We start from the raw sequence: 20,318 nt of genomic DNA, 5'->3' as shown, positions 1-20,318 counted from the left end.
ATATTCTAATTTTTGCGATTGCAAAGATACAATATACTTTTTTAAATATTATGGCTCTTTATAAAACTTTAACGATTAGCTCAACAACTAAAGTCTTGATTTGGAAGATTGAAGAATCTATTAAGGATTTAAAAACTGGAATTACACTTTCTGAAAATAGTGAATTACGATTGAATTCTATGAAATCAGAATTACATCAAAAAGGATTTTTAAGTATTAGACATTTATTAAAAAAAGTAGGATATGCAGATGCTGATTTGATTTATGATGAATTTGGAAAACCACATTTAAAAGACGGCAAATTTATTTCGATAACGCATTCTTTTACGTTTACAGCAATTATAGTTTCTGATGATTTACATGTAGGTATAGATATTGAAAAGCAACGTGAAAAAATTTTAAAAATTGCGCATAAGTTTACTCCAATAGAAGAATATAATACAATTGCCAATGTAGATGCTAAAATTAGTAAATTGACTATAGTTTGGGGTGCAAAAGAGAGTTTGTATAAAATTTATGGTAAGAAAAAACTGTTGTTTTTACACCATATTTATATTGAAGATTTTAAGTTTGAAGATGAAAAAACTACTGGTGAAATTCGTTATAATGGTGAAGAAAGCTCATATACCATTGAGTTTTTAGAGTTTGAAGGTTTTACTTGTGTGTTTGCCTACTAAAGGTAGTTACGGATTATAATTTCAAATTTTCTTACAAAATACTGTAACGCTTAATAAAAAACAAAGTATATCTTATAAATAATATAAGAATGAAAGCTAATTTATTAAGATTATCAGTTTTATTGCTTTTAACAATTTCACTTACAAATTGTCATTCACAGAAGACAATAAAGAATCAGACAGGATTTGATGTTTCAATTAATTCAATAGATATTTTTCTTAAATCGAAAATGGATTCGTTAAATATTCCTGGACTTTCAATAGCAATTATTAACGATGGTAAAATAGCATATCATAAAAATTTCGGATATGCTAATAAAGAAAAAAAAATACCTGTTACTAACAAAACTATTTTCGAAGGTGCTTCATTATCCAAATCAGTCTTCGCATCTTTTGTTATGACATTTGTTGAAGAAAGAAAATTAGATTTAGACAAACCTCTTTATCAATATTTACCTTATCCTGATATTGAAAATGATGATAGATATAAAAAAATTACTGCTCGTATGGTTTTAAGTCATCGTTCAGGATTGCCAAATTGGAGAGAAAACGAACCCAATAAAAAGCTAACTATAAAATTTGAACCAGGAACAAGTTATGAATATTCAGGAGAAGGCTATCAATATTTAGCAATGGTACTAAAACATATACTTAAAACAGATTGGAATGGTTTAGAAACTGCCTTTCAAAATAGAATAGCAAAACCATTGGGGCTTAAACATACTACATTTATAGAAGATGACTATGCACTTAAAAATAAAGCTGAACCTTATAAAAATAATGGTGATTGGATTGATTTAAAAAAAGATTATTGGTACAAAAAAGACAAAGGAATTTTCGTTCCTGCTTCTTCTATACGAACAGAACCTATTGATTTTTCTAAATGGATGATTGGTATAATGAATAAAAAGATACTTAATAAAAATAGTTACAAGGAATTATTCAAACATCATTCGTCATTATCAAAACCCGAAGCAAAAATACAACTATATTACACTTTAGGGTTTACAACAGCAGGTAAACCCCTTACTACAAGCTATTTTCACGGAGGAACAAATGATGGTTTCACTTGCTTTTACTTAATGGACATAGATAAAAAAAATGGATATGTACTTTTTACGAATTCTGAAAACGGAGAAAAATTAGGTTATCAATTATTAGATTATCTTTTTAAAGAAAATTATTAAGTTTACAGAATAAAAACTATTAAAAATGAAAATTGTAATTTTTATTGTATTGATACTTCTTATACAACCAATTAGTACAAGTGCATGTAGTATGTACAAAATAACAAAAAATGGAAGAACATTTGTTGGTAATAACGAAGATTTTTTAAGTCCCAACAATCAGTTTTGGTTTGAAGTAGCTGATCGTTATAAAAAATTCGGGGTAATGTATATGGGGCGTATAAATAACTTTGCACAAGGAGCAATTAATGAAGCTGGTTTAGTGTTTGATGGTTTTGCAAATTCAGAATTACCTATTACTAATACTGCAGGCAAAACTAAAATATCAATTGTTAAAGCGCTTAGAAACATTATGCAATCTATGGCTACAGTAGAAGAAGTGAAAAAATATTTAGAAACTATAGATCTAAGTTTTCTTTCAAGCAGTATGTTAGTATTTGTAGATAAATCTGGAACCTATTTAATTGTTGAAGGAGAGTTATTAATTACTGGTGATGAATCAGAAAAATCATTTTCTAACTTTTATTATTCCCAAATAAAATCTTTAAAAGAAGTTGATATCCCAAGATTTCAAAAAGGTTTAAAGTTTTTAGATCAAACAAAAGGTAAAGCCAATTTAGATTACTGTAGCAAAGTTATGAATCATATGAAAACCGAAAGTTCTGAAGTTACTTCTACACAATTTTCTACAATTTATGATTTAACTTCTCTTACAATAAGGGTTTATTTATATACAGATTTTACTAAGTATGTAGAATTAGATTTAAAAAAGGAATTAAAAAAAGGCAACCATAAAACAATGATGATTGATTTATTTCCTAAGAATAAAGAGTCAATAGCTTATCAGTATTATTCTAAATACAACAATGCTAATAATCCTGTTTTATTTCTTCAAGAAAAAATGAACCTTAAGAAGTATTCTGAAAAAGAATTACAGAATATGGGCATAAATTGGGTGATAAATGTAGTAGGATATGAATGGCTAAAAAATAAAAAGAACATAGAAACAGCAATAAAAGTTTTTAAATATGGTATTAACTTAATGCCTAACGATTATAACCTTTATGATAGTTTAGGTGAAGCTTATTTTGATAAACAAGATTGGGAAAATTCAATAAAAAACTATAAAAAATCCTTATCATTAAATCCAAAAAATGAGAATGCCGCAAAAAGAATATTGAAAGCAAAAAAAGTAAGAGAGAAAGTAACTATAAAAAAATAGATTACTTCATAATTCTACTAATAACAACCATCTTTTGTATTTTCGCATGCGTGAATATCTACCAAAACATTTTACAAGCAAAAAAAGACAGCAAAAAATTATTGGCTGTTTTAATTGATTCTGAAAAAACCGATTTAAAAAATATTGAATCTTTTTTTGATAAAGTGCATCAATCTATTGCTACACATATTTTTGTAGGTGGAAGTACAGATAAAAATAATGATACAGAAAAAGTAGTTTCAGCAATAAAAAATATAACAAAATTACCTGTTATTTTATTTCCTGGTGATGTAAAACAAATCACGAATAAAGCTGATGCAATTTTATTTTTAACCTTGCTTTCTGGCAGAAACCCTGAATATTTAATAGAGCAACAAGTTACAGCTGCTCCAATTTTAAAAAACACTAATTTAGAAATTTTACCAACTGGTTATATCTTAATAGATGGTAATAAAGAAACTGCTACTCAAAAAGTGAGTAATACAAAACCAATTGCTCAACATAATTTAAACTTAATATTAAACACTGCTTTAGCTGGAGAATTTTCTGGTAAAAAATTCATTTATTTAGAAGCTGGTTCTGGAGCCACAGTGCCTGTGGACGCAAGTATTATTAATCTTGTGGCAAATAATTTATCAATTCCAATAATTGTTGGAGGTGGAATTCGCTCTAAAAAACAATTAGATTCAGCTTTTAATTCGGGTGCAGATTTGGTAGTTATTGGTACTGCTTTTGAAAATGATGAAAACTTTTTTAATCAACTAAAAAAATAAGAAATGTCAGAAATTTTCGATTTCTTTTTCTCTCAATACAAAACCTACGAAACCATAGATGTTGTTCTCGAAATTATTGCTGTAATTTTCGGATTTTTATCTGTTTGGTTTTCGAAACAAAATAAAATTTGGGTATTTCCAACAGGAATGATTAGCACCTCAATTTTTGTGTATTTACTACTAAAATGGGAGCTTTTAGGAGATATGATGATTAATGGATACTACTTTATAATGAGTGTTTATGGTTGGTACATTTGGACACGTAAAGTAGATGAAACACATGTTACACCTATTTCTAAAACTACAAATAAAGAAAAAAGAATTTCTGTTTTTATATTTTTAGCTACTTTAATTTTTGTCTATATCGTTTACAAAACATTCGATAAATGGACAAGTTGGGTTGCTTACGCAGATACAATTACAACTGCAATTTTCTTTGTAGGTATGTGGTTAATGGCAAAACGTAAAATAGAAAATTGGCTTTTTTGGATTGTTGGAGACCTAATTTCTGTACCTTTATATTTGTATAAAGGATTTACTTTTACAAGTTTTCAGTATTTTGGATTTACCTTTATTGCCATTTTTGGATATTTAGCATGGAAAAAAAACTTAAACAAAAACCCATCAATCTTGTAAAAATTGTTTTGTTTGGGCCAGAATCTACTGGAAAAACAACACTTTCTCGTCATTTAGCACGTCACTACAATACAGTTTGGGCACCAGAATTTGCGCGTGAATATTTGCAAAACAAATGGAATAATGAAAGAAAGACTTGTGAAAAGGAAGATTTAATTCCGATTGCAATTGGACAAATGAAATTGGAAAACTCCTTGGCTAAAAAAGCAGATAAAGTGTTAATTTGTGATACAGATTTGTTGGAAACAAAAGTTTATTCAGAAGAATTTTATGGGGGTTTTGTTGATGAAAAGTTAAACGAAGCTGCAAATACAAACCAATATGATTTGTATTTATTAACTTATATAGACACGCCTTGGGAAGCAGATGATTTAAGAGACAGACCAGAATTACGTTTAGAAATGTTTAATGCTTTTGCACAATCTTTAAAAGACCATAACAGACCATATATTTTATTAAAAGGAGATAAAGAAACACGATTAAAAAAAGCTGTAAAAGCAATTGACAAAATTATTGCTAATAAAGAAAATCTATTTTCTTTTTCAGATACCTTACAAGATATTGATATGCATTTTTTGCATCAAAGTTCTGACTTTGGTGCTAATTTTGATTATTAAGTAAGAGAGAATTAAAACTGCTTTCGCTTTTAATATTAAGTCTTAAGAGTTGATTGTAACTACAAAATAAAATTAATTATATTCCTGTCTCCTCGAGCGCAGTCGAGAGGTTTTAATAGTTCTCGACTGCGCTCGAAGATATAATTATTTTATTTATGGATAAAGAAAACATCATAAAAGAGTTGCAATTCAAAGCCATTAGAAGTTCTGGTGCTGGAGGACAACATGTAAATAAAGCTTCTTCTAAAATTGAACTGACTTTCGATTTAGAAAATTCTGAATCGCTTTCTGAGAATGAAAAAGAGCTTTTAAAATCAAAACTTCAAACCAAATTAACCAAAGAAAGTTTTCTCATTTTATTTTGTGATGAAACTCGCTCTCAACATAGAAACAAAGAAATTGTTATCAAACGTTTTTTGGAGTTAGTAAAGAAGAGTTTAATACCACCCAAAAAAAGAAGACCTACAAAACCAAGCAGAAGTGTTAGAAAAAAGAATGCAGAAAGTAAAATTAGAAATTCTGTAAAAAAAGCACTTAGAAAAAAACCAAGATTAGAGTAAAACTAAAAGTTAACAAACAAGTTTAGCCCAGATTGAGCCTTTCGTCAAGCTCAAGACAGGCTCTCTGTTTGAGCTCTTTTTTATGCTGAATTTATTTCAGCATAAAAAAAGCGAGTGCAGAAAGCTGGAAATAGCTTCTAAAAAAAATCACTTTTCTATTTCATAATAAAAATATCCAACTTAATTTTGCAGCGTTCTCATAAAGGGGTGCTAATTTTAGTTGGCAGTTTTTTAGTATTCAGTAGGCAGTTAAACTGCAAACTGCATACTTATGACTGAATACTGGAAAAGGCTGAGATCATACCCATTGAACCTGGAACAGGTAATGCTGTTTAGGAAAACAGCAACTTTTTTAAGTTGCAAAAAACAATTATTCAATATTAATTACAAGAATAATTACCTCTTTTTATTCGTTTTAAATTATTTAAAATGAAAAAAATACCTATTTTTTTATTCTTGTTTGCAAGTATACTTGTAAACGCCCAACAATTTACACTTTCTGGAAAAGTTGTAGATGAAAACAAAAAACCTTTAGCTGGAGCATCTATTTTAGTTAAAGAAATTAAAAAAGGAACATCAACAGATTTTGATGGTAATTTTAGCATGCAGCTAAAAAAAGGAAACTATACTGTTGAAGTCTCTTACTTAGGTTACAAGTCTATTACAGAAAAAATTACACTTTTAAAAGACGAGAATTATCTAATTCAATTAAAAGCAGAATATTCTGTTTTAGACGAAGTTTTGGTTTCTGCAGTTCGTGTAAATGCAGATGTGCCAGTAACATTTTCTAACTTGTCTAAAAAAGAAATTGCAAAACGTAATTTAGGACAAGACATTCCTGTTTTAATGAACTATTTACCAAACGTAGTTTCATCTTCTGATGGTGGTGCAGGAATTGGTTACACCTATATGAATGTGCGTGGTTCAAATAGCGAACGAATTAACGTAACTGTAAACGGAATTCCCTATAACGATGCTGAAAGTCAAGGAACTTTTTGGGTAAATTTAGGTGATTTTGCATCTTCAACAGAAAACTTGCAATTGCAACGTGGTGTTGGAACATCTACAAACGGTTCAGGAGCTTTTGGAGCAAGTTTGAATATTTTAACAGATGCTATTTCTAATAAAGCTTTTGGAGAAATATCCAATTCTTTTGGATCGTTTAACACTAAAAAACATACTGTAAAATTTAGTACAGGTAAGTTAAATGAACATTTTGAAATTGCTGGACGATTGTCTAAGATATCTACAGACGGGTACATAGATAGAGCCTTTGTTGATTTAAAATCATATTTTTTACAAGGTTCATATTCTGATGAAAATACCTTGATAAAAGCAGTTACTTTTGGTGGAGAAGAGCAAACCTATCAAGCTTGGTACGGAACTCCTAAAGTTAGATTAACTGGAGATACTCAAGGTATTGAAGATTTTATTGTAAACAATGGTTTAAATACTGCACAAGCAGAAAATATTAGAAATTCAGACAGAAGATACAATCATTATTTATATGATAATGAAACAGATAATTATACTCAAAATCATTATCAATTACACTGGAATGAAAAATGGGGTGAGCAATGGAGCACAAATATTGGATTGAATTACACAAAAGGAGCTGGTTATTTTGAGCAATTTAAAGAAAAAGAAGATGCAGCAGACTTTAACAATTTAATTGTTGATGGAACAGATGTTATTGTAAGACGTTGGTTAGATAACGATTATTATGTGGTAAATTTCAACACCAACTATAAAACAGAAAATTTAAATTTAATTACGGGAATTTCTTATTCAAATTATACAGGAGATCATTTTGGAGAAGTAATTTGGGGAGAAGATTTAGCACCAAATACAAATATTAGAGATCGTTATTATTTTTCTGATGCTAAAAAAACAGACGTTTCCATCTTTGCAAAAGCAAACTTTGAAATTAATAAAAAATTATCTGGTTATATTGATTTACAAGGACGCTTTGTGAGTTATCAAACTGCTGGTTTAACTTCAGATAGAGACCCAATTGATGTTGATAGAAATTTTGATTTCTTCAACCCAAAATTAGGATTTACATACAATGTAAATGAAAAAAATAATTTATACGCTTCTTTTGCTGTGGCAAACAGAGAACCCAATAGAAACAATTTTGAGGGTGGAGTAACCACTCCAGAAACCTTATTTGATTATGAATTTGGATGGCGTTTAAAATCAGAAAACATTAAACTAAATACCAATATCTATTATATGGATTATGACAATCAATTAGTCTTAACAGGTGCTTTAGATGATGTTGGCCAGCCAGTAAGAGCAACATCTGGAAGCAGTTACAGATTAGGTTTAGAAATTGATGCAGACATTACTATCTCAGATCAAATTTCTATTAGACCAAATGCTGCTTTTAGTACAAATAAAAACAGAGATTTTTTTATTACTAAAGATGGAAACTTACAACCACAAGCCTTAGGAAATACAGATATTTCTTTTTCTCCAGATATAGTTTTAGGAAACATCTTTACCTATAAACCTTTAGAAAATTTACAGTTTTCATTTTTATCTAAATATGTTGGCAAACAATTACTAAGTAATTTTAGCAGTGCCATTTCTAATACTGATGTTTTAAATAGTTTTTTTATAAATGATATAAACATTGTATATCAAATTAACCCTAATAGAATATTCGAATCAATTACATTTACAGCTTTAATCAATAATATTTTTGATGTTGAATATGTAGATAGAGGGTATTATTTTACATTTGATGATACTTGGTCTAATCCTGGTGTTACAACCACTGTTGATGGTGCAGGTTATTACCCACAAGCCACAAGAAATTTCTTAATTGGAGTTACCTTGAAGTTTTAAATTATCAACTTTAAAACTTGAATTTTTTCTATAAAAAAATGCGATTGTAGTTTTTACAATCGCATTTTTAATAAAAATTTTTAAAAGACTTACATTTTCTGCAACCAAGTCTTTACAGCAACTTCTGCTTTTATAATTTCTTTTAAATCTGCAATAGCAACTCTTTTTTGTTCCATAGTATCTCTATGTCTTATAGTTACAGTATTATCGTTTAAAGTATCATGATCTACTGTAATACAAAATGGAGTTCCTGCTGCATCTTGCCTTCTATAACGTTTACCAACAGCATCTTTTTCATCATAAAAAACGTTGAAATCCCATTTTAAATCGCTCATAATTTTACGAGCAACTTCTGGCAAACCATCTTTTTTAACTAATGGTAAAACAGCTGCTTTAAAAGGTGCTAAAACTGCTGGTAATTTTAAAATGGTTCTTGAGGTTCCGTTTTCTAATGCTTCTTCTTGCAAAGAATTAGAAAAAACAGCTAAAAACATTCTGTCTAAACCAATAGAAGTTTCTACAACATAAGGCACATAACTTTTATTTTCTTCATGGTCAAAATATTGTAATTTTTTACCAGAATATTCTTCATGTGCTTTTAAATCGAAATCTGTACGAGAGTGTATACCTTCTAATTCTTTAAAACCAAAAGGAAAATTAAATTCTATATCTGCAGCAGCATCAGCATAATGAGCCAATTTTTCATGGTCATGAAAACGATAATTTTCTGCACCCATTCCTAAACTTAAATGCCATTTTAATCGGGTTTCTTTCCAAGCTTCATACCACTCTTTTTGTGTTCCTGGTTTTACAAAAAACTGCATTTCCATTTGTTCAAACTCACGCATTCTAAAAATAAATTGTCTTGCCACAATTTCATTTCTAAAAGCTTTACCAGTTTGTGCAATTCCAAAAGGAATTTTCATACGCCCTGTTTTTTGCACATTTAAAAAATTGACAAAAATACCTTGAGCGGTTTCTGGACGTAAATATAAATCCATTGCAGTATCTGCAGATGCACCTAATTTGGTGCCAAACATTAAGTTAAATTGCTTTACTTCTGTCCAATTTCTAGAACCCGTTAAAGGATCTGCAATTTCTAATTCTTCAATTAATAACTTAACATCTGCTAAATCTTCATTTTCTAAAGATTTAGCCATTCTTGATAAAATGGTGTTTATTTTTTCTTGATAACCTAAAACCCTGCCATTTGTAGCAAGAAATTCTTCTTTATTAAAAGCATCTCCAAAACGTTTGGCTGCTTTGGCAACTTCTTTATTTATTTTGCCCTCAATTTTGGCACAATAGTCTTCAATTAATACATCTGCTCTGTAACGCTTTTTAGAATCTTTATTATCGATTAAAGGATCATTAAAAGCATCTACATGTCCAGAAGCTTTCCAAGTAGTTGGGTGCATTAAAATTGCAGCATCAATACCTACAATATTTTCGTGCATTTGCACCATTGCTTTCCACCAGTAATCTCTTATATTTTTCTTTAGCTCAACTCCATTTTGAGCATAATCGTAAACCGCACTTAAACCGTCATAAATTTCAGAAGACTGAAACACGTAACCGTATTCTTTTGCGTGCGATAAAACTTTTTTAAATTGATCTTCTTGTTTTGCCATAATGAGCGCAAAGATACACGTTTAAGCACATTTGTCAAGCAAAAAGAGTTCTTGTTTTGTGAAATTATTTCAAAAAACAAGTATCTAAAAATATTTTTTTATCTTTAAAAAGAATTGCTAAGAAAATGATTCCTTTTATTAAAGATTTAGTTGAGATATTTTATCCTAAGTTGTGTGTAAGTTGCGACAATTTGTTGTTAAAAAATGAATTGTATTTATGCACTTTATGTAGGCATGATGTACCACTTACTAATTTTACAAATTATAAGAATAATAAAGTAACAAAAATTTTTGATGGAAGAATTGCTATCGAAAAAGGATTTGCTCTCCTTTTATTTAGAAAAGAGGGGATTACTAAGAAAATAATTCACGAATTAAAATACAAAGGCAATGAACAAGTAGGTGTTTTTATTGGCAATTGGTTAGGCGAAATGTTAAAAGAAAACAAACAATTATCTGAAATAGACGCAATTATTCCAGTTCCTTTACATCAAAAAAAAATAAAAATTAGAGGTTATAACCAACTAACAAAATTTGGCGAAAGATTAAGTTTTTATTTAGAAAAACCTTTTTTAGAAAATATTTTACAAAGAACTTCTACCTCTAAAACACAAACATTTAAAGCTAGGTATGAAAGATTTAATAATAATGATACTAAATTTCAACTAAAAGATACTTTGGTTTTAAAAAATAAACACGTTTTATTAATTGATGATGTTATTACTACAGGTGCAACTTTAGAGGCTTGTGCAAAAGAATTACAGAAAACAAAGGGTGTAAAGATTAGTGTTTTAACAATGGCATATACAGAATAAAAAATTATCATTTTAATGTCGAAAATATATTGTTAATTTGTATAAAATTACTTTTTTGTGAAACCATTTTTAAAATTTATTTTTTTAACACTTTCCATCATAATTTTATCTAATTGTGCTAGAACTGGTAGGCCAGAAGGTGGACCAAAAGATGAAGAAGCGCCTCTTTTTGTAACTGCAAATCCACCTTACGAATCTGTTAATTTTGATAAAAATGAGGTGAAGATTTATTTTAATGAGTTTGTAAAACTCAAAGATTTAAATAAGCAATTAGTTGTTTCTCCACCTCTAAAAAATCCTTTACTAGTAACACCTCAAGGTTCTGCAAGCAAATTTTTAAAATTAGAAATTTTAGATACTTTACAAAAAAACACAACCTATATTTTTAATTTTGGAAATGCAGTAGAAGATAATAATGAAAACAACGTTTTAGAGGGTTTTAAATACGTCTTTTCTACAGGAAGTTATATAGATTCTTTAAGTACTAAAGGAAACATAAAAGATGCTGTTCTTAAAGAAACACCTAAAAATATAAACATTTTATTGTATAAAATTGATAGCTCTTATACAGATTCTATAGTATTTAAAAAGAAACCAAATTACGTTACAAATACATTAGATACTACTAGGTTTGAACTTACCAATTTGCAAGAAGGAAAATATTTAATGATTGCTTTGAAAGAAAGTTCTAGCGATTATATTTTTAACCCTAAAGAAGATAAAATTGGTTTTTACAAAGACACAATTACATTACCTAAAGATAGTGTCATAGAAACTCCGATTATTTTATTTAAAGAAATTCAAGAATATAAATTTAGAAGGGCAAAAGAAGTTACCAAAGGAAAAATCATATTCGGTTTTGAAGGAAAAAAGAAAGATTTTAAAATAAACGTCTTGTCAGATGTTCCAAAAGATTTTAAAAGTATCTCAAAATTTGAAAAAGATAAAGACACTTTAAATTATTGGTTTACTCCAATAGAGCAAGATTCACTAAACTTTGAAGTTTCAAATGCTAATTTTAGAGATACAGTTACTGTAAAATTTAGAAAAAAGAAGATAGATTCATTAACCATAAATGCATCTTTAAGAGGTACTTTAAATTTTAGAGATACCTTTTTCTTAAAAACAAACAATCCTATTATAGCTTTAGATACAAGTAAAATTTCTTTGTTTGATAAGGATACCATTTCTAAAAAATTTACAACCATAATTGACGAAAAAGAAAACAAAGTAGCCTTAATTTTTGATAAAAAACCAGAACAGAAATATACAATAACATTATTACCAGAAGCTTTGTCAGATATTTTTGAGCATAAAAATGACACATTAAAGTATTCTTTAAAAACAAAAGAAATAGAAGATTATGGTAGAATTACTTTGTCTGTTTCAAACCCAAATTCAGAAAACATTATTATAGAATTAACAGAAGGTAAAAAACAAAATTTAGTAGAAAGAAGGTTTATTTCTAAATCTGAAACATTAGTTTTTGACTTATTAGAGCCTAAAACATACATTATTAAAGCCATTATAGATTCTAATAATAACAAAAAGTGGGATACAGGAAACTTCTTAAAAAGGATCCAGCCAGAAACAATAATTTATTATCCAGAAGAACTAAAATTAAGGGCAAATTATTTCTTAAACGAAACGTTTATTGTAAAAAAAGAATAGAAAATTTTGTAGTTCGTATATTTTTACTATATATTTGAATTTTACTTTAAGACCCCTAAATCTTGAAAACCCCTATAACAATTATTTTCATAATTGTTTTTATTCTAGAAATTAAGGCGCAACATTACACCCATGAAATTGGTGCATTTGTTGGCTCTACTAGTTTACAAAGCGATTATGGAGAGCGAGGAAACTTCGCTAGCGAATGGAACAACAATAGTATATCATACTCTGTCGCTCATTATTTAAGTTTTTATAACCGAACTTTACGTTGGGATCCTAACAATGTACTGCATAACCATTTAATGGTTAAGACAGAGTTACATTATATAGGAAATACTCAGTTAAGACACGAAGGCCAATGGGCTAAGAAAAAATCTGCGGCTGGTGTAAAATTAAAATCAATGAAAGGTACAGTTAGAATGCTAAGTGTTGGTGTTAGTTTAGAGTACTTTTTATTGCCTTTAGAAGAGTTTATATATCCTTATTCAGACAATAAGTTTAATCCCTTTTTTACCTTTGGTTTTAAATATTCTGCATTTACAAATGGTTTGACTTCTGAACTTGGAGATTGGCGACAAGATATAAGTGTTTTACCACAAAAATATACCTTAAAAAATGCGTTAGCTATTGGATCTGGACAAGCCTTTTCTTTACAAATGGGACTTGGAACGCGCTATAAAATTTCACCAAAAATAGATTTGGTTGCACAATTTAATTATCAATATTTCTTTTCTGACAAAATTGATGGGTTGCAAGCAGAAGTTTTCGAAAATAAAAATAATGAATGGTTGTTAAATATTCAGTTTGGGTTGGTTTATCACTTAAACTTTAGCACACCATTATTCTATTAAATCCCCCAAGAGTATTTAAATATATCCCCTAATTTAGTATTTAAATAAAAAAAGAGTGCAATTGGCACTCTTTTTTTATGCATTTAATGCTTGTTCTAAATCTTTTAGCAAATCTTCTACATCTTCAATACCCACACTAAGCCTAATTAAAGAGTCTGTAATACCAATTTTTAGTCTTTCTGCTTCAGGAATCGAAGCATGTGTCATTGTTATTGGATGGCTTACCAAACTTTCTACACCACCTAAAGATTCTGCCAACGTAAAAATTTTTGTATTTTCTAAAAAGTTTAATGCTGCCTCTTTATGTTCGTCTTTTAGTCGGAAAGAAACCATTCCTCCAAAATCTCTCATCTGCTTTTTAGCAGTTTTAAAACTTGGATGGTTTTTAAAACCTGGGTAATACACTTCTGCTACTTTAGAATGATTTTTTAAAAAATAAGCAACTGCTTTTCCATTTTCACAATGTCTTTGCATTCTAATATGTAGTGTTTTTATGCCTCTTAAGGCTAAAAAAGAATCCATTGGACTAGCAATTGCACCTGCTGCAAACTGAATAAAATGTAGCTCTTTTGCTAAAGCATCATTTTTTACAATTAGTGCTCCCATGATTAAATCTGAATGCCCTCCTAAATATTTGGTGGCAGAATGCATTACAATATCTGCTCCTAAATTTAAAGGTTGTTGCAAATATGGAGTTGCAAAAGTATTATCTACAGCTACTAAAATGTTAGGATTTACTTTTTTTACTGCTGATGCTATTTCTTCTATATCTGCAATTTTCATTAATGGATTAGTAGGAGTTTCTATCCAAACCAATTTTGTTTTATTATCTATAGCAGTTGTAACATTGGCAACATCATCCATATCTACAAAATCGAATTCTAAACCGTATTTTTTAAAAAGTTTTGTAAACATTCTATATGTACCTCCATACAAATCATCACCAGCAATAATTTTATCATCAGGTTTTAATAATCGTAAAACACAATCTATAGCAGACAAACCAGATGCAAAAGCAAAAGCAAATTTTCCGTTTTCTATGGCTGCAAGATTATTTTCTAAAGCAGTTCTTGTAGGGTTTGCACCTCTAGAATACTCAAAACCTTTATGAACTCCTGGACTAGATTGGGCGTAAGTAGATGTAAAAAAAACAGGTGGCATTAAAGCACCAGTAGTTTCTTCTGGTTTTTGACCTCCGTGAATTGTTTTGGTGTTAAATTTCATCTCTTTAATTTTTTTTTATTTAGAAATTTACAACAGTAATATTCAAAATTAGTTAGAATTTAGCAAAACATACTTCATGGCTTTTGCTTTTAATAAACATTCTTCATACTCCTTTTCTGGGGTAGACTTTGCTGTTATTGCACCACCAACAGAATAAGAAACATATTTTTCTTCTTCATTGTACAAGATGCTTCTAATAATTACGTTAAAATCGAAATTGTTTTCTGGGGTAAAATATCCAATGGTTCCAGAATACAAACCACGTTTAGTTTCTTCTAATTCTTCTATAATTTTCATTGCAGAAACTTTTGGAGCTCCTGTCATACTTCCCATAGGAAAAGTACTTTGTATAATATCTATTGGGTTTGTGTTTTCTGCAACTTCAGAAACAACCGTAGAAATTAATTGATGCACTTGTTTAAAAGAATATACTTTGCATAATTCCTCTACTTTTACACTTCCAATTTTTGCAGTTTTAGAGAGATCGTTTCTTACCAAATCTACAATCATCACATTTTCTGCACGTTCTTTTTCATCTCTCATTAAATCGTTTGCCAATTTTAAATCATCAAACTCGCTAACCAATCTTTTTGCAGTTCCTTTTATTGGTTGAGAAATTATTTTAGTTCCTTCTTTTTTTAAATATCTTTCTGGTGATGCACATAAAGCAAACTGAGTATCAATTTTTAAAAATGATGCAAAAGGAGGTTCAGAAATCTTGTTTAAATGTTTATAAACTTCTATAGGATTTATAAGAGTGTTTTCTGCGTAAAATTCTTGACAGAAATTTGCTTCATAAATATCTCCTCTTTTTATGTGGTCTAAAACTTTTGATACTTTAGAGTGATATTCATCCTTATGAATTCTCAACTTTATTTTTAAATCACTTTTAGAAGTATTCTTTTTTTGATTTTTAAGATTGATAATTTGATTAAAATCACTTTCAATTTCATCTTCTATAAATTTTAAATACTTAAACTCTACAGAGTTTCCATTGATAAAGATGAGCTTTTTAGGTTGAAAAAAATACAAATCTGCAAAGTTTAAACCATCAAAATTATGAGAAGAAAGTCTTTCTACATCGTTTTTAACATCATAGGTAATATAGCCAAAAATATAATCTTTGGTTATGTTTTGATAATCTTTTAACTTGTTGAAAGCGTTGTAATAATCGGTTTTTATGGATGTAAAATCATCTGCAGCTAAAGCGCAATCAAAACTAGAATATTGTTGTTTATAGTGGTTAGAATCTAACCAAATTATGGTTTCAAATTGTTGTGACCAAGACAATAAATTATTTTTAAAATGGCTAATATCATCAACAGTAAAAGTGCGGATTGTTCTTTGCATATTGGGTTTAAAAATACAACTCTTAATTTTTTAAAACGTTTTTCCTAAAGTTAATTGTAGTGGAATTGCAACTCCAGAATTTTCAGTAAAAATATTTCCATTAGAATAGTGCATAATTCTTAGCTCTAAGTTGTATGTGCGTTTTTCGCCAAAAAAAACACCAAAACCCATAGTGTCTTGAAAGGTAGTTTTTGGTCCTGTTTTTAAGTTATCTATATTGCCTTTTGTTAAATAAGTAGGTCCAATAATAGAGTAATTTGTATAAAAATCAAAGCTTGGTTTTCTAAGTAAATAAAATCGAAAAGTTGGGAAAATTGAAAAAGCAAAAATATGATTATTAGATAATTCTGTATTAAAAGCGGTTACACTAACTCCCCAATCTAAAGAAAAAATACGTTCTGACCTGTATAACAATCTTTGATAGGTAATTGAATAAGCATTTGCAGCTTTGACTTCTCCTACCCAAAAAACGGGAATTCCAAAACTCTCAAAATTACCTACTTTTAAACTCATACCAAAAAAACGATTGACACCAAAACCAATTTTACTAGTTCCATAACTTACTTGTAAAATATTATTTGGGAAAAAGTATTTTTTGTTTTTAGAATATGCCAAAGCCAATTCTTTTGGAAGCGATTGAATATGGTATTCAAAACCTGCAGAAATTTGTGAAATAGAGGGTTGGTTGTTTTTCTTAGATTCTGGGACAAAAGTTGAATTTAAAGACAATCTCCATTTATCACTTAATTTATAATTTGCGCCAAAACCATAAATAATACTTGCAAAATGAGCACTAGGATAAACAGGAATATCGTTAATTTCGAAACCAATTCTAGTTACATTTGCAATACCAGCTTCTGCATATAAAGAAAACTTTTTATTTAGATTAAAATTCTTTTTTAAAGATAAAGACCATACATTAATCCATACACTTCTATCATATCCAATATTATTAATATTGTCATATTTAAACCAAGCTGCAGGTCTCATTGTACCAAATTGAACAGCAAGATTGGGAGTTATTTTATGACCTAATAGCATTCTTCCAGAAAAAAAATTTCTACTAAAAGTTGAGGTTTTATAACCATCTATTAAATTATTATTAGAAAATGGATAAAAAATAGCTCCGAAATTAATACTGTAGTAAGATTTTGATAAAAAATTAGAAGGTTGACTTTTTAGTCTTTTTTCTTGTTGACCAAAAGAAAGTGTAGTTATTGTTAAAAAAAGGATAGACAAGAATAGTATTCTTTTTTTCATTTGCTAAAAATACTACAAGTTTATAAGATAAAAAAGAAAGTCCTAATTTCTAAATTGAAATTAGGACTTTTACAACGAAATTAATCAACCAAAATTATTTTCCGTCTTCTGTATTTTTACGCTTTTTCATTCTTCTTTTCTCCATTTTTTCTTTCCCTTTTTTTAATCTTTTCATTGCCATCATCTTTCTTCTTTTTTGTATTTTCTCAAACTTTTCAAATTGCTCTTTATTCAAGATTTTTTGCATGCTATTTTTCATCATAATTTGATTGTCTAGCTGCTTACTTTTCAAAGCATAAATTTGATCTGCAGTTGGTTTTTGTTTGTTTTTTCTAGCTTCTTTTCTTTTTAGCATTGCTTTTTGCTTTTCAGAAATCTGAGCCAACAAAAGAGGTTTAATCTGGTTTTGTTGCTTTTCTGATAAATCTAAAGCTAAAGTCATTTTTTTAATAGCCAAATTTGCATGCTGTTCTGCTGTTAATTTTGGCATTTTTTTGCTTCTTTTTTTCTGAGCTTGTGTTGTAAATGTAAAAGCAAATACAAAAGCTAAAATTGTTGCTAAGTTTTTCATGGTAATAAATTTTATTTATTGTTTTTATCTATTTCTTAGACTGGATAAAAAGAGAAAAGTTTAATTTAAAAAATTGATTAACAGGTTTTTAACACTTTAATGTTACTGTAAAAAAAAACTCGAATCCAATTAAGAATTCGAGTTTTCGTATAAACTAATCAACCCAAAACTAGTTATTTACTGTCTCTTTTCTTTCTTTTTTTATTTTTTGATTTTTCTTTTCTTTCTTTTGCAATTTTTTTAAACTTCTCAAATTGTTCTTTATCTAAGATAGTCGCCATATTTTTGTTCATAGCAATTTCTGCATCCATCCTATCTTGCCTCATTTTCTTTCTATCTTGTTTAGATGGTTTTTCTCCTGCATCTTTCATTGCTTTTCTTTTTTCATTCATCGCTTTTCTTTCTGCAATTTGAGCAAGTAATAAAGGTTTAATTTTACTTTGCTGTGCTTCAGTTAAATTTAAATCTTTAGTCATTTTTTTTAGCATTTTATCTGCAGAAACTTTACCACCTTTTCTTTGTGCTTGTGTAGTAAATGTAAAAGCAAATACTAAAAAGATTATGCTTATTATATTTTTCATTTTAAACAAATTATTTTTTTTAATTACACTTCTTTGACACACAAAAAAAGAAAAGGTTTAAATTTGCGACTCAAATTAACAAGCTTTTAACAAATATGGTTATGAGAAATCTATTTCTGATATTTTTATTTATCCCTTTTTTAGCATTTGCTCAGACAAATCCTCAAGATAGTGTACGTATAGATTTAAGAAACCCACATGCAACAATTTACACACATCTGTATTTTTTGCAATCAGATTCTTATGAACCTAAAAAAGCGGCAAAAACCATTTATGGTCTTTCTGAAGAAAAAGCTGTAAAAAAAGCAATTCAAATTAAACAAGTTTTAGATGGAAAAGGGCTTTTTGTAGATGTAAATAAAATTCCTGTAAATCCAAACTATCAAGATACAATAGGGTATTCTTCTTACAAAAGATATGTTTTATTTCCGCAAAGAATGCCACAGATTTATGTAGAGAAAATTGGAGATAAGTGGTATTATTCTTCAGAAACTGTTGCAAAAATTGAAGGGTTATATAAGGAGGTTTTTCCTTGGTATGTTCAAAAATTGCAAAAGATAATTCCTGTATCTGGTCATAAAAAGTTTTTAGGGTTAGAATTATGGCAACTAATTGGTTTAATTTTACTTATTGTACTTGCTTATTTTATTTTTCTATTAGCTAGAAAAATTGCCTTTTTTGTTTTGAAGAAAATTCAACATCAAATTACAAAAAATACAAATTTAGAAGTTGACAAAGTTTTAAAAAAATTAGCCAGACCTATAAGTTTATTAGTTGTTGTTGCTTTTGTTGATAAGGTTTTTCCATCATTACAATTTGGATTAGATATTAATACTTGGGTATTTCTAGGACTAAATATTGCAAAAACTGTTTTTTGGATTTATGTTTTTCTAAAATTAGTTCAAGTTGTTATGCGAATTTACTCTGAGTTTACAGAAAGGACTCATAGCAGGTTAGATGATCAATTAGTGCCTATTTTACATAGTTTTTTTACAGGTATTGTTTTAGTGCTAGGTCTTTTTAAACTTTTAACTTTATTTGGTGTAAACACAACTACACTTTTAGCTGGTGTTACCATTGGTGGTTTGGCTTTGGCATTGGCATCTCAAGACACTGTTAAAAACCTGATTGGAACAATAATGATTTTTCTGGACAAACCTTTTCATATAGAAGATTGGATAGAGGCTGGAGAAGTAGTTGGAACTGTAGAAAAAGTTGGTTTTCGTTCTACAAGAGTGCGTGCAGCAGATACTTCTGTATACCAGATTCCAAATAGTAGATTGTCGGAAATTGTAATTAATAATAAAGGTTTACGATTGTTTAGACGTTACAATACCAATCTTGGTTTACGTTATGATACACCTCCAGAATTGATAGAAGCTTTTGTTAAAGGTGTAAGAGAAATTGTTATTGCACACCCAGAAACAAGGTCTGATTCTTATAATGTAGAATTTACTGGTTTTGGAGACTCAGCTTTATTAATAATGGTAAATGTATATTTTAAAAGTTTGGCTTGGGGTATAGAACAATCATCTAAACATAGATTACATATTGCTATTGTAAAATTAGCAGCAGAATTGGGTGTAGATTTTGCATTTCCATCAACAACAGTTACTATCGAAAATTTTCCAGAAAAGAAAGGGTTGAACCCCAAATACGATACTGAACAAAAAAGAATTGACGAAGCAATTTCTAAAGTCTTAACAGATTTTAAAAAAGAAAAATTTGAGGTAGAGTAGGGTTTATTTTATAAAAAAAGGGTAATGTGGCAAAAAATGGTTGGTAATTTTTACATCAAGATTTGTTATATTCCCAAAGTTAATTTGAACAGGACAT

Annotated in this window: 18 protein-coding genes; 12 read left to right on the top strand and 6 right to left on the bottom strand. The window is 28.7% G+C overall.

Features of this window, described 5'->3' with window-relative positions; genetic code table 11:
- Window positions 1-50: 50 nt before the first annotated feature.
- The 8 genes from ACY2RW_RS01750 (at window position 51) to ACY2RW_RS01715 (ending at window position 8,525) form a co-directional block, all read left to right on the top strand.
- Window positions 51-677, top strand: coding sequence for a 4'-phosphopantetheinyl transferase family protein (locus tag ACY2RW_RS01750; RefSeq protein ID WP_490120974.1), 627 nt, complete (start codon window positions 51-53; stop codon window positions 675-677).
- Window positions 678-907: 230 nt separating this feature from the next.
- Window positions 908-1,864: a serine hydrolase domain-containing protein gene (locus ACY2RW_RS01745; RefSeq protein ID WP_490120973.1), complete on the top strand. Its 957-nt coding sequence runs from the start codon at window positions 908-910 to the stop codon at window positions 1,862-1,864.
- A gap of 25 nt (window positions 1,865-1,889) precedes the next feature.
- Window positions 1,890-3,086, top strand: a complete 1,197-nt coding sequence (locus ACY2RW_RS01740) for a tetratricopeptide repeat protein (RefSeq protein ID WP_490120972.1) — start codon at window positions 1,890-1,892, stop codon at window positions 3,084-3,086.
- Window positions 3,087-3,136: 50 nt separating this feature from the next.
- Window positions 3,137-3,859, top strand: a complete 723-nt coding sequence (locus tag ACY2RW_RS01735; RefSeq protein WP_490120971.1) for a phosphoglycerol geranylgeranyltransferase — start codon at window positions 3,137-3,139, stop codon at window positions 3,857-3,859.
- Window positions 3,860-3,862: 3 nt separating this feature from the next.
- Window positions 3,863-4,495, top strand: coding sequence for a nicotinamide riboside transporter PnuC (gene pnuC, locus ACY2RW_RS01730; protein ID WP_490120970.1), 633 nt, complete (start codon window positions 3,863-3,865; stop codon window positions 4,493-4,495).
- Window positions 4,456-5,112 (top strand): AAA family ATPase, encoded by a 657-nt coding sequence (locus ACY2RW_RS01725; protein WP_490120969.1) that lies wholly within the window; start codon window positions 4,456-4,458, stop codon window positions 5,110-5,112. Before pnuC ends, ACY2RW_RS01725 begins: the two co-directional genes overlap by 40 nt.
- A 155-nt stretch (window positions 5,113-5,267) precedes the next feature.
- Window positions 5,268-5,672: an alternative ribosome rescue aminoacyl-tRNA hydrolase ArfB gene (gene arfB / locus ACY2RW_RS01720; RefSeq protein WP_490120968.1), complete on the top strand. Its 405-nt coding sequence runs from the start codon at window positions 5,268-5,270 to the stop codon at window positions 5,670-5,672.
- Between the two features lie 429 nt (window positions 5,673-6,101).
- The gene (locus tag ACY2RW_RS01715; RefSeq protein ID WP_490120967.1) at window positions 6,102-8,525 is read left to right on the top strand and encodes a TonB-dependent receptor; all 2,424 of its coding nucleotides are present in this window, start codon (window positions 6,102-6,104) and stop codon (window positions 8,523-8,525) included.
- A gap of 89 nt (window positions 8,526-8,614) precedes the next feature.
- On the opposite strand, the gene ACY2RW_RS01710 is transcribed toward ACY2RW_RS01715, so the two are convergent.
- Window positions 8,615-10,156, bottom strand: coding sequence for a glycine--tRNA ligase (locus tag ACY2RW_RS01710; RefSeq protein WP_490120966.1), 1,542 nt, complete (start codon window positions 10,154-10,156; stop codon window positions 8,615-8,617).
- A gap of 125 nt (window positions 10,157-10,281) precedes the next feature.
- Between ACY2RW_RS01710 and ACY2RW_RS01705 the strand changes: the two genes are divergently transcribed.
- The 3 genes from ACY2RW_RS01705 (at window position 10,282) to ACY2RW_RS01695 (ending at window position 13,496) form a co-directional block, all read left to right on the top strand.
- The gene (locus ACY2RW_RS01705) at window positions 10,282-10,971 is read left to right on the top strand and encodes a ComF family protein (protein WP_490120965.1); all 690 of its coding nucleotides are present in this window, start codon (window positions 10,282-10,284) and stop codon (window positions 10,969-10,971) included.
- A gap of 57 nt (window positions 10,972-11,028) precedes the next feature.
- A complete protein-coding gene (locus tag ACY2RW_RS01700) occupies window positions 11,029-12,642 on the top strand; it encodes an Ig-like domain-containing domain (RefSeq protein ID WP_490120964.1) in 1,614 nt (537 codons plus the stop codon).
- A 62-nt stretch (window positions 12,643-12,704) separates the two neighbouring features.
- The gene (locus ACY2RW_RS01695) at window positions 12,705-13,496 is read left to right on the top strand and encodes a THC0290_0291 family protein (RefSeq protein WP_490120963.1); all 792 of its coding nucleotides are present in this window, start codon (window positions 12,705-12,707) and stop codon (window positions 13,494-13,496) included.
- A 75-nt stretch (window positions 13,497-13,571) separates the two neighbouring features.
- On the opposite strand, the gene ACY2RW_RS01690 is transcribed toward ACY2RW_RS01695, so the two are convergent.
- From ACY2RW_RS01690 to ACY2RW_RS01670, 5 genes are all read right to left on the bottom strand, one after another.
- Window positions 13,572-14,720 (bottom strand): cystathionine gamma-synthase, encoded by a 1,149-nt coding sequence (locus ACY2RW_RS01690; RefSeq protein ID WP_490120962.1) that lies wholly within the window; start codon window positions 14,718-14,720, stop codon window positions 13,572-13,574.
- Between the two features lie 48 nt (window positions 14,721-14,768).
- A complete protein-coding gene (locus ACY2RW_RS01685; protein WP_490120961.1) occupies window positions 14,769-16,070 on the bottom strand; it encodes an anthranilate synthase component I family protein in 1,302 nt (433 codons plus the stop codon).
- A 30-nt stretch (window positions 16,071-16,100) separates the two neighbouring features.
- A complete protein-coding gene (locus tag ACY2RW_RS01680) occupies window positions 16,101-17,330 on the bottom strand; it encodes an acyloxyacyl hydrolase (protein WP_490120960.1) in 1,230 nt (409 codons plus the stop codon).
- Between the two features lie 94 nt (window positions 17,331-17,424).
- Window positions 17,425-17,901, bottom strand: coding sequence for a hypothetical protein (locus tag ACY2RW_RS01675; RefSeq protein WP_490120959.1), 477 nt, complete (start codon window positions 17,899-17,901; stop codon window positions 17,425-17,427).
- Window positions 17,902-18,074: 173 nt separating this feature from the next.
- A complete protein-coding gene (locus ACY2RW_RS01670; RefSeq protein ID WP_490120958.1) occupies window positions 18,075-18,482 on the bottom strand; it encodes a DUF4890 domain-containing protein in 408 nt (135 codons plus the stop codon).
- Between the two features lie 101 nt (window positions 18,483-18,583).
- Here ACY2RW_RS01670 and ACY2RW_RS01665 point away from each other — a divergent pair, with 101 nt between their 5' ends.
- Window positions 18,584-20,221, top strand: coding sequence for a mechanosensitive ion channel family protein (locus tag ACY2RW_RS01665; RefSeq protein WP_490120957.1), 1,638 nt, complete (start codon window positions 18,584-18,586; stop codon window positions 20,219-20,221).
- The last annotated feature ends 97 nt before the right edge of the window (window positions 20,222-20,318 follow it).

This window comes from Polaribacter sp. 2305UL8-11 (genome assembly GCF_058147165.1).
The sequence above is the reverse complement of the archived record's forward strand: the minus strand, read 5'-3'. Positions and strand labels throughout refer to the sequence as shown.